Origin of the sequence: Aliiglaciecola lipolytica E3 (assembly GCF_000314975.1) — a bacterium.
GTDB classification, from domain to species: Bacteria; Pseudomonadota; Gammaproteobacteria; order Enterobacterales; family Alteromonadaceae; genus Aliiglaciecola; species Aliiglaciecola lipolytica.
Map to the genome: position 1 here is coordinate 150963 of NZ_BAEN01000076.1, position 15273 is coordinate 166235.

Consider the following 15273-nt stretch of genomic DNA (forward strand, 5'->3'; position numbering starts at 1 on the left):
GTCTACTTAAAAAGTATGACTCAGGGTTAATTTGGCATTAATTGGCAACTCAGGAAACACCAATGTGGCTCCAAAATAACCACCTTCAAAAACCGGTCGCCAGTTTTGTTGATTAGTGATGTTGTTTATATCTAAACGTAACTTAGTTGCGGGTGTAAACGCGTAGCTCGAATTGACGTTTAAGGTATATTGATCACGAATTTTAACGGTTGCTAAAAAGTCCAATGGGTAACTCTTAGTATACAAGCCCGAAAATCCAGCCTGCCAATTTGTGGTAATTGCATAACTTCCATTGAGACTTAAAGATTGCTCTGGAATACCTTGTACTTGTTGAGTGGAAGGTGCAAAGGAAGTAAAGCTTGGTGCGCCGACGCCGGTACCTGCAATAATATCTGGGCGCGAGTTGTCAAAGGCGTCTGCAACTTGAGCAGAGTCTTGGCTGCTTGCAGAATTGTCGTAGCGTGCGTCGATATAACTGTAACCTGCGCTAAACCAATAAGGGTGAGCATCATAAAACACTTGTCCCTCAAAACCCTGAGTACGAATGCCGGTGTTGCTGCCATCACGATTGCGTAAGCTGCGGCGTTGGCTGAAAATAGCCCCATCCACATACCAAAAACTGTTTGATGGTGCGTACTTGACGCCCAATTCTAATAATGTGTTTTGCGTGGCAAAGTTTTGCGCACTAATCATATTATCACCGCCTAAGGTGTTTCCGCCTGCCATACTATTGGCTGTAGCTTCGTTGTAACTAGCGGCTATATAAGTAGTCACATCACTATCTACTTGGTAATTAAGGCTAAACTGACCGGAATGTAAAATATCGTCAATTTTGTCGCTTGCTGCAATTTGTCCTTCTGGTGCTATGGGATCTCGCGCTTCCACATTATAAAAATCTATGCGGTATCCAACGCTAGTAAGTAGTTTATCTGTCCAGTCAGAGTCGTGCTGAACAGCAATGCCTGTTTGCCAAGATTTTGAATCGGTAGTGTCGGATAAATTAAAGTCGCCAATACCGTCATTATTGATATCGTATTGACCGCCTGGTGACACAAATACACCTGGTCGCAGTTCGACCAATCTTGCCTGTTGTTCCGTAGTCAGGGGGATGCGACGATTTGAAAGTGGACCGGTTAAATCAATTGGTAGATCCGCTTCGGTAGTAAATTGACTGTAGCCTAAAACGCTGTTGTAACGCACATCGAAAGCAAAAGTGGTGTGTTGATTATTGCTCCATTGCTGAGATAACTCAGTGCGGTTTTGCGCAGTATCGGCGCCGTCAATAATTTCAACGAAACTGTTCTGAGCAATTTCTTCGCGTTGCAAATGTTGAAAATAACTTATATTTTTGATTGAAGTATTGGCTGTGATTTGGCGTTTATAGATACTGTGAAGCAGATAAGTGGTGGCCTCGTTTTCATTTTCAGGATCCGTCAATACCGTGTTGCGATCTATAAAAACTTGTCCAGTTGGAGACACAATTGAACCTGCTGCAGGTATCGTATTTCCGTCGGCTTGCACACCTTGACCGGTGATATAAAGTCCGTGGTCAATTAATGCTTGAGTCGGACGATTTATACCGGCATTGTCAGTAAATTCGACTTGGTATATCTCAAAGTTAATATCCCAGCTACTTTTACTGTCGGGCAATATTCGCAATGCTACATACGCACTATCGCTTTTAGTTTGCGTGAAGTCATAGTAACTACCGCTATCAATGTGCTCGACACTGACTCTAATCCCTACTTTATCTGTGACCAAAGGTGCGGTGTAATCTAAGCTGGAACGATATTGATCCCATCGTCCCGCAGAAAAGCTAACCCTACCCGATTTAGCATCTGTGCTTGCTGTTTTCGATACTAGATTCACAAAACCACCATTTCGTTGGCTTGAACCAAACAGCACTGGTGGCGCTCCTTTTACGACATCAATTTGCTCAACCGCATTAAATGACAAAGGTACACCAAAGCCATTATTACCTGCTTGTCGCCGCACTCCATCTTGAAACAGCTCACCTAATTGTCCTCTGATAGTCGGCAAACTAGGTGCACCAAAGCCACTTGCCGCATAGGTGTTAGGGCTGATTGCGAGTACATCATGTAAACTCGATATGTTGAGTTGCTCAATGAGTTCGCTAGAGATTGGGGTAATTGAGCGTGCTATTTCATGTAGCGATTTGTCACTACCAAATGGACCATCAATCAATGCGTCTTTTACTGAAAGTCCCTGTGATTTAAGCGTTTGACCAACCACTTCAACATGCTCAATGGCATTTAGGTTTTCAGCAGTTGCATCGTCAGAGGCATTGACCATTAAAGGTATTGTCAACGTCGTTACAAACGCCATTGTTAAATGTGTTGGATTCAAGAAAGCTCCGCATAGATCTAAAATATTGTGTCACTAAAGACCATAGACCATCGGATAAACTTTCAAATAAATCCGATTATTAGAATCTAGGTTAATGGAAATAATTGTTTTTTATACTGTTTTTTCAGTCACCCAAGATATGAGCTTGGATAACTTTACATTGAGAAACGCAAAATTTTATAAATAAATTTTAAATTTTCGAAATATATCTGCATTAGTACGGTCTTGCTCAACTGAAGATTATTTATTTTTATTTAAGGAACCTTAATGACAAGCTCCACAAATCCTGATTTCCAAAAACGCCTACACTGGTCACTTTTTTCACTGCGCTTAGGCGTCTTTATCGTGATGTTAATGTGGACGCTAGATAAATTTGTTAACCCTGGGCATAGCGCGCGCATTTTAGAAGGGTTTTATGGCATAAGCGGCGCAAATGAAGTGGTGGCTTATATTCTAGGTACATTGCAGATGGTATTAATACTGGCGTTTATGGCGGGTATCAAAAAACGTATCACTTATGGATTGATTTTTGTGTTGCATGGTTTGTCTACCCTATCTTCTTATAATCAATACATTGATGGGTTTAACAACTTATTGTTTTTCGCGGCTTGGCCGATGTGGGCTGCATGTTTTGCATTATATTTATTACGTGATCAAGACGTTAAATTCACGGTTAAATAAATTGAAAGATACAAAAAGGGCTAATCAAATTAGCCCTTTTAATTAATTAGGTTAGCTTCAACCTGAATTAGAAGTTGTATGTATATCCTAAGGTCGCAGATTGTGGTTTACCAGCAAAAACTGAACCATGCACACGAGTGGTCATGTAGCTTTCGTCAAACAGATTATCTACGTTGAAATACAGTTCGGAAGCTTCATTGATAAAGTATCTTGCTGATAAATCAACAATGGTTTTAGCGTCAATTAACTCATCTGAAGGAATTGCACCTTGACCTGCTTTAGTGCGCATTTTTGAGGTGTAACGACCTGCCAAAGTGACTTGCCATCTAGTGGCCTGAACACCAACAGAAAGATACAATTGATCATCAGGCAAATAGGTTAGCGAATCACCTTTTTGTACGTCGTCCCAGCTTTCAAAAGCAGAGGAAAAGTCTGAACCAAATTCGGCGCTAGTATAAGTGTAGGCCAATTTGACTGGGAAACTAATATTGTTATTTTGTTGAAATTCGTATCCCAAGCTTAGTTCTAAACCATTTACTTCGACTTCACCAGCATTGTATTGGTTGCCAATATTGTTTTCGTCACAACCTTGCGCCTCTGTACAGTTACCATGCATGTTGCTGTAGTCACCGTAAAATACAATGGCTTCAGAGGTAAAAGCGTTCTGGCTGTAGCGTAAACCTGCCTCGTAATTCCAGCTTTCTTCTTCTTGACCATCTGCATTACCTGGCGCAGCAGGAGAGAACCCTTTTTGTACACCTGCCAACACAATTAACGATTGATTTACTTGGTATGTCGCTGATAACGAGGGTAAAATTGAGCTGAAGCTGTTTTCTACATTGGTGCTAGCTGCACCATCTCGACCTGGATTAGTTTTTCCCCAATCTAAGCGCTTGGTCGTTACATCTTCAAAGCGTAAACCAGCTGTAATTGCTAAATCACCTAATGAAATGCGGTCTTGAACAAATAAAGCTAGAGCGTCGGCACTATCTATACGGTTTGAATCTGTTCCAGGAATACCGCTAGAAATGCGGCTCATTACTTGATTTGTGTCTAATTCATATACGTCAGCCCACTGATAGCGATCCATTTCGTCTTCATGATAACGAACACCAAATGCTAACTCATGGTTGTTTACGTAATAATTTAATTCGCTTTGAATACCTTGTGACAAATAGTCACGGTTGTTCGCTTTAACACCCACTTCAACCGGTGCTGCGATCAAGCCACTATCAAAATCTGACGCAGTTTGAATGCCGCCACCGCTTAGGCTATCGCCATTTACGTTGTAAGCTTTGTACCAGTTACGATGAAAGTCATTGTAATAAGCCGTGGTATTTAAAATGAGGTCGCTATTAAATTCGATAACGTGGCTCAATTGAATTTGTTTATGCTCAGTGTTCATTTGGTCTTTTTGCGAAGCCGAATAGCGCATAAATGGTGTTGCAGAATAATCTGCGTCGGTTAATCCCATGTAGGTTTCATTTGACACTTCATCTGCATATTTAAGTTTTAGCTCGACTATTTGCTGATACTTCGCAGATTTATCTGATTTAAAGCGAACTTTAGCTAATGCGTCGTTTTTGACAAAACCAGTGTCGCCACCAACACCATTAATATCTCGAAAGCCATCAGCCTGATAACGATAAACTTCGGCAACGGCATCTACGCGTTCACCTTGGCCGCCTGCATAAGCGTGTATTTTACCGAAACCATCTTGTCCCGCTGCAATATCAACTCTACCTGCAAAACTAGTATCAGGAATTTGACGAGATAGCATATTAATGACACCACCCGTTGTGCGAGGACCAAATTTAACGGTTGAGCTACCTTTAAGAATTTCCACACTCTGCATTCGTCCAGACGTGGGGAAGTAATATGCTGCCGGTGATGCATATGGCGCAGGAGCGGCCAATACGCCATCTTCCATAATGGTAATCTTTTCCGAGCGATTTTGACCGGTACCACGCATACCTAAATTAGGGCGCAAACCATAACCATCTTCTTCTTGGATATATACTCCGGGCACGGCGGCTAGCGTTCGCATAATGTCGGTATATTTAAAGGTTTCTATATCTGCGGTGCTAATGACGTGGGCACTGCCAGGTACTTTATTAAGTGGATTCTTGCTACCAAAAATGGTCATTTGTTCAACATTGGCTTCTGCGTTTTCTTCTTTAGCAGCGGAACTAAACGTGATTAATAATGCACTTGCTAATAGGCTTAAACGCATCGCGTTTGTTTGACTCATTTTTTTCTCCCAATACAATGATTAAATTAATATAAATAGAAATAGTTCTTGTTTACATTATGATTGCGCGCATTTTGGCGTAAGCGGGTAGTAAAATCAACTTCGCGTTAACTTTTATTTACATAAATCGACATTTTTGATTTACATGTGGGCAACTGCATTGGAAGGCTAACTAACGCTAAAGTGCTAATTATTGCGGGCTTGTTCAATTTCACATTAGCCGCTAACATCTGGGTATAAAATTAATAAATATTGAGCAACTATGAGACCCTACAAGATCATTAGTTTCTGTCTGGCTCTATACTTTTTCCTAAGTATTAACGAAGTGTATGCTAAGCAAAAAATAACAGTAGCTTACGCTGAAATGCTGGCTCCTTGGGTGATTGCAGATGGAGATGAAGGGATAATTGTCGAAATATTTGAAGCGGCAATGACACCCTTAGGGTACGAAATAGAACACGTCTATTTACCTTATGCGCGGCGAACAAAGGCGTTTGAGTCAGGGCTAGTGGATGTTGTTTCCGACATGAATGAAAATACCATTGAAACTCATGGTTTGCAGGGATATTTTTCCGACATTGCTTATAGTTATGAAAATTTTGCATTTAGTTTGCGTAAAAATAAATTTAATTTCACGCAATTGAGTGATTTAGAACATCATAGTTTACTTTCTTGGCAAGACGCAGCAGTACATTTGGGTGACGAGTATGCGCAAATGGTTAATAACAACAAGCGTTACGGTGAGACTTATGATCAGTCCAATCAGGTCAAAATGTTGTTTTTAGAACGGTATGAAGTCGTGCAAATGGATGCGCAAATTTTTAATTACTATCGAAAAAAATTAACTGAATCTAAAAACCTTGATGTCACATCCAAAGTGGACCGTTTTGCATTGTTTGGTGCTAGTCCAAACGGGTTTTTATTTAAATCAGAAAAAATTCGAGACGAATTTAATACGCAGTTGAAATGGTTAAAAGATACCGGAAAATACAAAAAAATCTTTGCGCGATACTCTGGAAGTGCTGAAACAGAAGCAACTAACTAAGCCAACTCGTTGAATTTTAGGTCAGCAGGATTCTTTTCCGAATATGGACCAGCCGGTTTTATTCGCGAGCAACTCTAATGCCATGGTACCTAGTTTGCTGTTGCCAATTTTATCAAGCCCGGGAGACCAAACGCCTATCGACGCTTTGCCTGGAGCAACTGCGAGAATACCGCCCCCAACACCACTTTTACCGGGTAAGCCTACCCTAAATGCAAACTCTCCAGACCCGTCATAATGACCACACATTAGCATTAACGCATTGATGCGCTTTGCTCGTTGTGCAGAAACCACTGTGTAGCCGGTTACAGGATTAACCCCGTTGTTAGCTAAAAATAAACCGGCTTTGGCTAGGTTGGTGGTGTTCATTGCGATGGAACAGTGATGAAAATACGTCCCTAAGACCTTTTCTACCGGATTTTCAAAGTGCCCAAATGATGCCATAAAGTGCGCTAGTGACGCATTTCTTGCACCTGTTTTGAGTTCCGAGTGGGCGACCTTTTCATCAATTGCGATACTGTCATCGTCAGCAACATAGCGAATAAAATGCAAAATTTCAGCAAGCACTTCTTTGGGGGCGTGGCCTTGCATTATTAGGTCTGCAATTGTAATCGCCCCGGCATTAATAAACGGATTACGAGGTTTTCCATGTTCATGTTCGAGTTGTACGATTGAATTAAATGGGTCACCTGATGGCTCTCTACCAACTCGATGCCAAATATTGTCACCCAATTTGCCCAGCGCTAACGTTAAGGTAAATACTTTCGAAATACTCTGAATTGAAAATAGCGTATCAGCGCAACCTGCTTGGTAAACTTCACCATTGGTTAAAGCGACGCTAATTGCGAATTGATTAGGATCGACTTTCGCTAATTGAGGAATATAGCTAGCCACTTCACCTTTATTTTCAATGGCCATCATATCTCGAGCAATTTCATCAATTATGCTTTGCAAAAATATCTCCAATAACTAGATTGATGGGGGTTCTAAAGGGGCAGGATTCACGCTGTTAAGCGCAGTATTCCGCTCACATAGTATCTCTTAATTCTGCCATTAAAGTTAAACTTTTTAATCTGGCATCGGTGTCATGAATCGGAAACGATACAATTAATTCATCAATTCCAGTTGCTTCAATAAAGCGCGCTAACTTGGGTTTTACCGATTCTTTGGTCCCCACCAATGCAAATTGTAGAACGTGATCTACCATCTGTTTTTCTGATGCATTCCAACGACCGTCCATTGTATCAACCGGCGCAGGAAAAGGCGTGTTAGCTCCAGAGCGCATTTGTTGAAATTTCTGTTGAACAGAAGTAAATAAGTACTTGGCTTCTGCATCACTGTCAGCAATAACCACCATCACCCCTGCCATTGTATAAGGTCTGGGGTTTTGCTCGGAGGAATTAAATTGATTGCGATAGATGTCTAGTGCTTGCAGTAATTGATCTGGTGCAAAATGCGAAGCAAATGCAAACGGTAAACCAAATTGTGCTGCAAGTTGAGCACTATATAAACTTGAACCTAATAACCACAGAGGTATTTTTGTATTGTGCCCGGGGATCGCCAATATGGGTGAGGCCTTGTCACTTAGGTATCTTTGTAATTCGCGAATGTCCTGGGGATATTGATCTACTGACATGTTGTTATTGCGACGTAATGCTTGCAATGTTTGTTGGTCTGTTCCGGGTGCTCGGCCCAACCCAAGATCAACCCTATCACCGTATAGCTCCGCTAAGGTCCCAAATTGTTCAGCAATGACCATAGGCGCATGATTAGGCAACATGATCCCGCCACTACCAATACGAATGCTTTGAGTGGCAGCACCAATATGTGAGAGTAAAACTGCAGTTGCTGAACTGGCGACACTTTTCATTCCGTGATGTTCTGCCAACCAATATCTTTTGTAACCACTGGCTTCTGCAGCGACCGCTGTAATGCGTGTTATATTAAGCGCTTCGGCGACCGTGCGTCCTTCGCCAATTGTCGCCAAGTCGAGTATCGAAATTGGGATCATGGTTAATTTCTTAAAACATCAAAGTAGTTTAGTTTAATGTGGTCGTTTTGTGTCGAAGCAAGGGGAACATGACTAATAGGTTGGAATTATTAACCAAATGATCCTTATTAAATTGTATCGCTATCGTGTTTTTATTAGAGTTTAGTTGGAATTTAATATTCAGCAGGGAATATAGTGAAATACCTTTTTAAATTCGTTTTAATTGTGAGTGCTTTTTGTTCGACTCACATGCACGCTAAGCCGCCCGAATATTTTACTCAAAATATTGATGAAGAATATCGTGCTTTACTATTTCATCTGCACGATTTACTACCAAAATCAGAGTTACCTCTTGCTTACTTGCCGTCATTTACGCCGTTCAATCTGCTAGATATTCATGCCAACAGTTTTAAAAACGACGAGAGCAAGCGTCAGTTTATCAATTTTAACTTCGGAGTATTAGGGGCGTCTATGTTGAATGTCGACAAACAGACATTAGCAAAACTCCCTAGCTTAGCAATTTGTAAAAAGGATGATTGCCTGCAACGAAGACTAACAATTATTAACGAATTCTTGCAACCTGCCGCTGATGAACTAGCTCGATTTCAAGAAACCGCAGGACTCTCCCTAATTCAACAAACCTCTATAGATGTATACAGAATCAATAACACGTTTATTACGCCCGCGGAATTGATTGTATATCGGCCATCAAAAGAAGCTGGGTTTGTACCATCGGCTCATTTTGAAAGAGTGTCTGGGCTCGAAAAAGCGCCTAACACCCAAGCGTTGTCTGACATATTATATAAACTCAGAGTGCTGATGAATCAGTTTAGCGTTGCCGCCATTACCAAAGCCAACAACTTGAGCATTAATGTTATCTTCGAGGGACTAGGTGACAATCATTGGGGGGTAGTTATACATAGTCAAAATAGCATTCCGAAGGTTGGGGATACCAACCATCTAGGATTAGAGTACGATACTATCCAACGCATTTCTCAAACGGCGTTTTACTACCAAACAAATTAACATCACAAAGGTTATTGTTATGAAAAAGGGTAAACTTGCGGCACTGAATATTGCGTTGATGATGCTTTTACTTAGCGTTGCAAAGGCAAATGAGTCTGTGACTTTTCCAAACGGCGAAAGAATCGCAGTCAGCTTATCTTATGACGATGCGTTAGATAGTCAGTTGGACAAGGTCGTGCCAGCACTAAATCGCCATGACTTGCGCGCTTCTTTTTATGTCTATGCAAGTGCAGACAGTTTTTCTTCTAGACTTGAGGATTGGCGCGCAGTGGCTAAGTTCGGACATGAGTTGGGTAATCATTCTTTGTATCACGTATGCAGTGGTAGTGCGCCAAATCGGGATTGGGTAGCAGAACACGCAGATTTAGATAAGCGTAGTGTCGCTCACATGCGTGCTGAGATTTCAATTGCGAATAGTTTGTTACAGGCTTTGGATGGCCAAACTCAGCGCACCTTTACTATACCTTGTGGTGACGTAAATGCTGGTGGCAAAAACTACCTGCCTGCAGTCGAAGATTTATTTGTGGCAATTAAAGGTATGGGGCTAGAAGATGGCAGCGAAGTACTCCACGCCCCCTCAGCTGTAGATGGTGAAACGCTGATTAATTATGTTCGCAATGCTAAACCAGGTACTAAAGTCGTAAGTATATTGTTTCATGGAGTAGGAGGAGATCACTTGCAAGTCACAGAACAAGCCCATGAAGCGCTTTTGCAATATCTTGCGAAACATCGCGAGCAGTATTGGGTGGATAGTTATATTAATATTATGCGCCATATGAAAGCTCAGTAAACTAACTAATTTAAAAGTTGACTCCCTGTTCATCATAAATCGTCAATGCAATAGTCATGAATTGTCTAGTATGTGGAAAAATATGCTTAGTACTCGTTAAGATACTCTGTAAATTATAACCGTTAGGTTGTGTTGATGTAGTACAGATATTTAAGCGTTCATATGCTAACTTAAAATAAATGTAACCTTGTAAGTAAAGTTTAAACTTAATTAAAAGAGACTAAAAAGATGAAAAAAGGATTGATCGTTTTCGCTGTTATTATTCTGCTTATAGCGGGTGGAGCTTGGTATGCGTTAAGTGGTGCAGGTGATTTTATTCGTACGCAAATTGAACAGCAAGGTTCTAAATACCTTGGAACGACGGTGTCTGTAGCAAGTGTCGATTTAGCGTTGTCCGAAGGCCGTTTAACAATCAGTGACGTCGACGTTGAAAATCCAGATGGTTTTAGTGACGAAGACGCATTTAGTCTGGAGTCAATCACATTAGATTTGGGCGAAGTGTTAAGCGAGCCTTATGTGGTACAAACAGTCAGCATTAATGCACCAGAAGTGCTTTATGAATTAGATGAAAGCGGGCAGGGAAACTTGTTGGTTTTAAAAAATAACTTAGCGGCTAATTTACCTAAGTCAAACGAACAATCCTCAAGTGAGGCAGGTGCCAATCCTTTGTTGATAGTAGAAAATGTTACCGTTAGTAATGTGCGCTTGAAACTCGACTTTGAAAAGCTTTCCACCGGTGATTTTGAAATCGAACAAAAAACCTATGAAATTACATTGCCAACGTTTAACGCCGGACCTATAGGAAAACCAAATGGTATTCCAGCTGATCAGGCTGGTGTTGCGATTGTTAACGAAATGCTGGATAACATAATTGCAAAAGCGAAGTCTGAGGCTAAAAAGAAACTGGAAGAGGAAGCCAAAAAGCTAGCAAAAGAAAAACTGGAAGAAGAAAAAGATAAGCTAACAGATAAAGCAAAAGACAAGCTAAAAGGGTTATTTAATAAAGATTAAACTCAGTGGGGTAATCTTAATGAATAACCCACTGGTTGATATTTAGTAGCAAGCATGAGGATTGTTAACTAATCTTAACCTGAGGTTGTTAATCAGGATAACCAGTTTGCCTTATAAATCTAATATTACTGGGTTGTTATTGGAGTGCATTGCACAAAGCGAAGATGGTTACGGCATCTTTGGTGGTACTGATGAGCTCCTGTACGGCAACAGTGCTTTTTTTAATATCTTCGGATTTGACGATGAGCAAGCTCTGGGCTTGACCTTTGATCAGATGATAAATCATGCCTATAAACACAAACGTGGTGTGAACCTAGAGACTGACAACATTGAGGCTTGGCTAGATAAGGCCTCATTAGTTAGAAGACAACTTAATTTTCGAATTTTTGAAGTTGATCTGCTAGACGGGCGTTGGTTATTGTTGTCAGAACAACTACTAGACACGGGTGAGCTGCTAGTACATAGCAAAGATATCACTAAGCAAAAATTGTTAGAATCACAAATGCAGTTGACTATGTCGCAACTGCAAGTGCTCGCCCTTACCGATGAGCTAACTCAGCTGGCAAATCGCCGTTCTTTTGTAAAATCAGTGGAAGCAGAATTATCTCGGTTTAGTCGATCCGCAGATAGCGTTGCAATGATTTTATTAGATCTCGATTTTTTCAAAACGATAAATGACACCTTTGGGCATCAGGCGGGCGATGAAGTATTGATTTGTGTTGCGGACATATTGCGGCAAGCCACTCGTCAATACGATATTGTTGGACGCTTAGGTGGAGAAGAATTTGCTATTTTTTTAGGTGCTACTGAATTGAAAGCGGCAATTGTCATTGCTCAGCGCATCGCTGCTTTGTTTTCTTCTACAAGCGTGCAATACAATGGCCAATTAATATCTGTTAAGGGGTCTATGGGGATCACATCTTGTGCCGACAACGTCACCTTCGAGAAACTCTATAATGAAGCAGACAAAGCGCTTTATCTAGCGAAACTCAAAGGACGAAACAGAATTGAAGTTTTTAATCATCAAGAAGATTAAATGCTCTTGATATGATTGTTTTCGAGATGGTGTGCGGTTTAGTAAAGGAGATTGAGTTTGCAAAATTTTATTCTGGCTATTGATCAAGGCACGACTAGCTCAAGAGCTATTTTATTTACCCTCGAAGGTAAACCGAGTTTTATTGCCCAGCAGGAATTTAGCCAATCCTATCCCGATGACGGTTGGGTCGAGCATGATCCAGAAGAAATATGGCAAAGCGTGGTTAATAGTTGTAAGAAAGTTATTGCAGAGGCGCAAATTTCTGTTTCACAAATAATCTCAATTGGCATTACAAATCAACGCGAAACCACACTGGTATGGGATAAAGGTACCGGTAAAACTATTTACCCAGCTATCGTTTGGCAAGACCGGCGTACCTCATCTCTTTGTGATGAGCTTAGCGAAGACGAAGAATTAGTAACGCACCTGAATAATAAAACCGGGTTACTGTTAGACCCCTATTTTTCAGCGACTAAAATTAAGTGGATTTTAGATAATGTTGAAGGAGCCCGAAAAAAAGCAGAAGCTGGAAAACTGGCGTTTGGCACTATAGATACTTTTCTAATATGGCGTTTAACGAAGGGACGGTGTCATTACACGGATGCAACAAATGCATCGCGAACTATGCTGTTTGATATTCATTTACAAGATTGGGATCAAAAACTACTTCAAACCTTCAATATTCCCCAGTCTATGTTACCAAAAGTGTTAAATAGTGCTGATGAGTTTGGTAAAACCGATCCGCTTATTCTTGGCGAATCTATCGCCATTCAAGGCGTCGCAGGTGATCAACAGGCTGCATTGTTTGGGCAAACATGTTTCAAATCCGGTATGGCAAAAAGTACTTATGGAACTGGGTGTTTTATGGTGCTCAATACCGGCACTAAACCGCTTAAATCAGAAAATCGCCTGTTAACCACAGTTGCATATAGATTGAATGGAGAAACGACCTACGCATTAGAGGGGAGTATTTTCATGGCGGGAGCAACAATTCAATGGTTACGAGATGGCTTACAACTTATCAAAGAGGCGTCTGAAACAGAGTCTTTGGCAAAGATGGCAAGCCCTAATAATCAAGTATTTTTGGTGCCAGCTTTTACTGGTTTAGGCGCGCCCTATTGGGACCCGAATGCTCGCGGCGCAATTTTAGGTTTAACTCGCGATACTGGTATTAATGAGATAGTGGCTGCTGGCTTACAATCTGTTTGTTATCAATCCAAAGACTTACAAAAGGCGATGGAAAGTGACGGAGCGCGTGCGACTAATCTTCGTGTTGACGGCGGTATGGTTAAAAATGATTGGTTAATGGGCTTTCTAGCAGACATCCTCGGCGCAGAAGTGGATAGGCCTGAAATTACTGAAACGACCGCGCTTGGCGTTGCTTACTTAGCCGGCTTGCAGGCGGGCATTTATAAATCGTTAGATGAACTAAGTAGCCAATGGCGTTGCGAACGCACTTTCAGTCCGCGATTCTCTAAACAGCAAAGAGACAAAGCTTATTCACTTTGGCAGCAGGCTGTAAATCGAATCCGTTGTGATTAGTGTTGGTTTGCAGTTATTGTGAACCCGCCGCCACTTTTTAGTGCACAGTCACTCACCTGAGCAAAGTAAAAAGTCAAAAACACCGCTGAAACAACCTAAAATCAGCATATGTGCAAATCTAGACCATTTGGTCATCTTCTTGCATAGCTAGCCCAATCAATTTATTTACTTTGCACTTTTACTAATGAAATCAAATTCTGAATTGCTTTATGGATTGCATGATGTCCCAACAAAAAGGCAAAGTATCACTGCTGCAACACAGCATATCTTAGCGTGTTTTGTAGGAATTATTACCCCTACGTTGATTATCGGATCGACATTGGGGTTGATTGCAGAGCTGCCTTATTTACTCAGCATGGCATTATTTGTGTCTGGCGTGGCTACGTTTATTCAAGCTAAAACCATTGGTCCTATTGGCAGTGGCCTCATCGCGGTGCAAGGTACAAGCTTTTCATTTGTTAGCGCGATATTGGTGGCGGGTTTTGCGATAAGGGCTAAAGGGGGGAGTAACGAAGAGATTCTGTCGACCATTTTTGGCGTATGTTTACTTGGCGCTTTTATTGAAGTCATTATCAGTCAATTTATTACTAAGGTTAAACGTATTGTTACTCCGCTAACTACGGGGATTGTGATCACGACCATTGGTTTTAGTTTAATTAAAGTGGGTATGACTGATCTCGCGGGTGGTTTTGGCAGTGATAATTTTGGCGATATGAAAAACTTATTTATAGGTATTTTCGTGCTCATTACCATTATTATCATGAATGTTTCCGCAAATCCTTGGGTGCGGTTGTCCGCAATTCTAGTCGGGATGGTAATGGGCACATTGCTGGCCTATGGATTAGGCTTAGTGTCTTTGGAGCAAATCGGTAAACAACCGCTTTTTAGCGTGCCTGTCCCGTTTAAATACGGTCTAAACTTCGATATGGAAGTGTTTTTACCCGTTGCTCTTATTTATCTGATGACTGCCTTAGAAAGTTCTGGCGATTTAACTGCTAACAGTTTGTTCTGTGGTTTGCCGATTAAAGGGAAACGTTATTTGCGCAGGATCAAAGGTGGCATACTTGCCGATGGCGTTAATTCGGCCCTAGCATCGGTATTTAATACTTTTCCAAACACCACTTTTGGCCAAAACAATGCGGTGATCCAGTTAACCGGTGTAGCTAGTCGGCACGTTGGGTTTTATATTGCTGGAATTCTCGTGGTATTAGGTTTGTTTCCAATAATTGGCGGAGTACTACAGTCTATTCCAAAGCCTGTCTTAGGCGGAGCTACATTGGTCATGTTCGCCACAATCGCCGTGGCAGGTATTAAAATTTTGGCAAGCGAGCCTATTGATAGACGCAAAACATTAATTATGGCGACGTCTTTTGGGGCAGGATTTGGCGTACTAATGGAGCCAAATGCGCTGCAAGGATTACCCGAAGCGCTGAGGAATATATTTTCATCAGCAATTACCACTGCAGGGGTAATTGCAATTGTAATGAGTTTATTAATCCCGCTCCCTGATGAAAAAGAAAGCGAGATTTAATTCATT

General features: G+C 41.2%; 12 protein-coding genes. 8 read left to right on the forward strand and 4 right to left on the reverse strand.

Annotation, left to right across the window (positions count from 1 at the left end):
- Positions 1-6: 6 nt before the first annotated feature.
- Positions 7-2313: a TonB-dependent receptor gene (locus tag GLIP_RS19225; protein ID WP_052155031.1), complete on the reverse strand. Its 2307-nt coding sequence runs from the start codon at positions 2311-2313 to the stop codon at positions 7-9.
- A gap of 321 nt (positions 2314-2634) precedes the next feature.
- Here GLIP_RS19225 and GLIP_RS19230 point away from each other — a divergent pair, with 321 nt between their 5' ends.
- The gene (locus tag GLIP_RS19230) at positions 2635-3048 is read left to right on the forward strand and encodes a hypothetical protein (RefSeq protein WP_008846374.1); all 414 of its coding nucleotides are present in this window, start codon (positions 2635-2637) and stop codon (positions 3046-3048) included.
- Between the two features lie 67 nt (positions 3049-3115).
- Here the strand turns inward: GLIP_RS19230 and GLIP_RS19235 are convergent, their stop codons facing one another.
- Positions 3116-5299 (reverse strand): TonB-dependent receptor family protein, encoded by a 2184-nt coding sequence (locus tag GLIP_RS19235; protein WP_008846375.1) that lies wholly within the window; start codon positions 5297-5299, stop codon positions 3116-3118.
- A 262-nt stretch (positions 5300-5561) separates the two neighbouring features.
- Here GLIP_RS19235 and GLIP_RS19240 point away from each other — a divergent pair, with 262 nt between their 5' ends.
- Complete coding sequence (locus GLIP_RS19240; RefSeq protein WP_052155021.1) at positions 5562-6344, forward strand: substrate-binding periplasmic protein; 783 nt, start codon at positions 5562-5564, stop codon at positions 6342-6344.
- 21 nt (positions 6345-6365) lie between these two features.
- On the opposite strand, the gene GLIP_RS19245 is transcribed toward GLIP_RS19240, so the two are convergent.
- Positions 6366-7295, reverse strand: a complete 930-nt coding sequence (locus GLIP_RS19245) for a glutaminase (protein WP_008846378.1) — start codon at positions 7293-7295, stop codon at positions 6366-6368.
- A gap of 73 nt (positions 7296-7368) precedes the next feature.
- Positions 7369-8352, reverse strand: coding sequence for an LLM class flavin-dependent oxidoreductase (locus GLIP_RS19250; RefSeq protein ID WP_008846379.1), 984 nt, complete (start codon positions 8350-8352; stop codon positions 7369-7371).
- Between the two features lie 174 nt (positions 8353-8526).
- Between GLIP_RS19250 and GLIP_RS19255 the strand changes: the two genes are divergently transcribed.
- From GLIP_RS19255 to GLIP_RS19280, 6 genes are all read left to right on the forward strand, one after another.
- The gene (locus tag GLIP_RS19255) at positions 8527-9357 is read left to right on the forward strand and encodes a hypothetical protein (RefSeq protein WP_008846380.1); all 831 of its coding nucleotides are present in this window, start codon (positions 8527-8529) and stop codon (positions 9355-9357) included.
- Between the two features lie 19 nt (positions 9358-9376).
- Positions 9377-10147, forward strand: coding sequence for a polysaccharide deacetylase family protein (locus GLIP_RS19260; protein WP_008846381.1), 771 nt, complete (start codon positions 9377-9379; stop codon positions 10145-10147).
- Between the two features lie 228 nt (positions 10148-10375).
- Positions 10376-11158, forward strand: a complete 783-nt coding sequence (locus tag GLIP_RS19265; RefSeq protein WP_008846382.1) for an AsmA family protein — start codon at positions 10376-10378, stop codon at positions 11156-11158.
- A gap of 106 nt (positions 11159-11264) precedes the next feature.
- Entirely contained in the window at positions 11265-12194 is a 930-nt protein-coding gene (locus GLIP_RS19270) for a GGDEF domain-containing protein (protein WP_008846383.1), read from the forward strand.
- Between the two features lie 57 nt (positions 12195-12251).
- Positions 12252-13736, forward strand: coding sequence for a glycerol kinase GlpK (glpK, locus tag GLIP_RS19275; RefSeq protein ID WP_008846384.1), 1485 nt, complete (start codon positions 12252-12254; stop codon positions 13734-13736).
- 184 nt (positions 13737-13920) lie between these two features.
- Positions 13921-15267: a uracil-xanthine permease family protein gene (locus tag GLIP_RS19280; protein WP_008846385.1), complete on the forward strand. Its 1347-nt coding sequence runs from the start codon at positions 13921-13923 to the stop codon at positions 15265-15267.
- Positions 15268-15273: the final 6 nt, after the last annotated feature.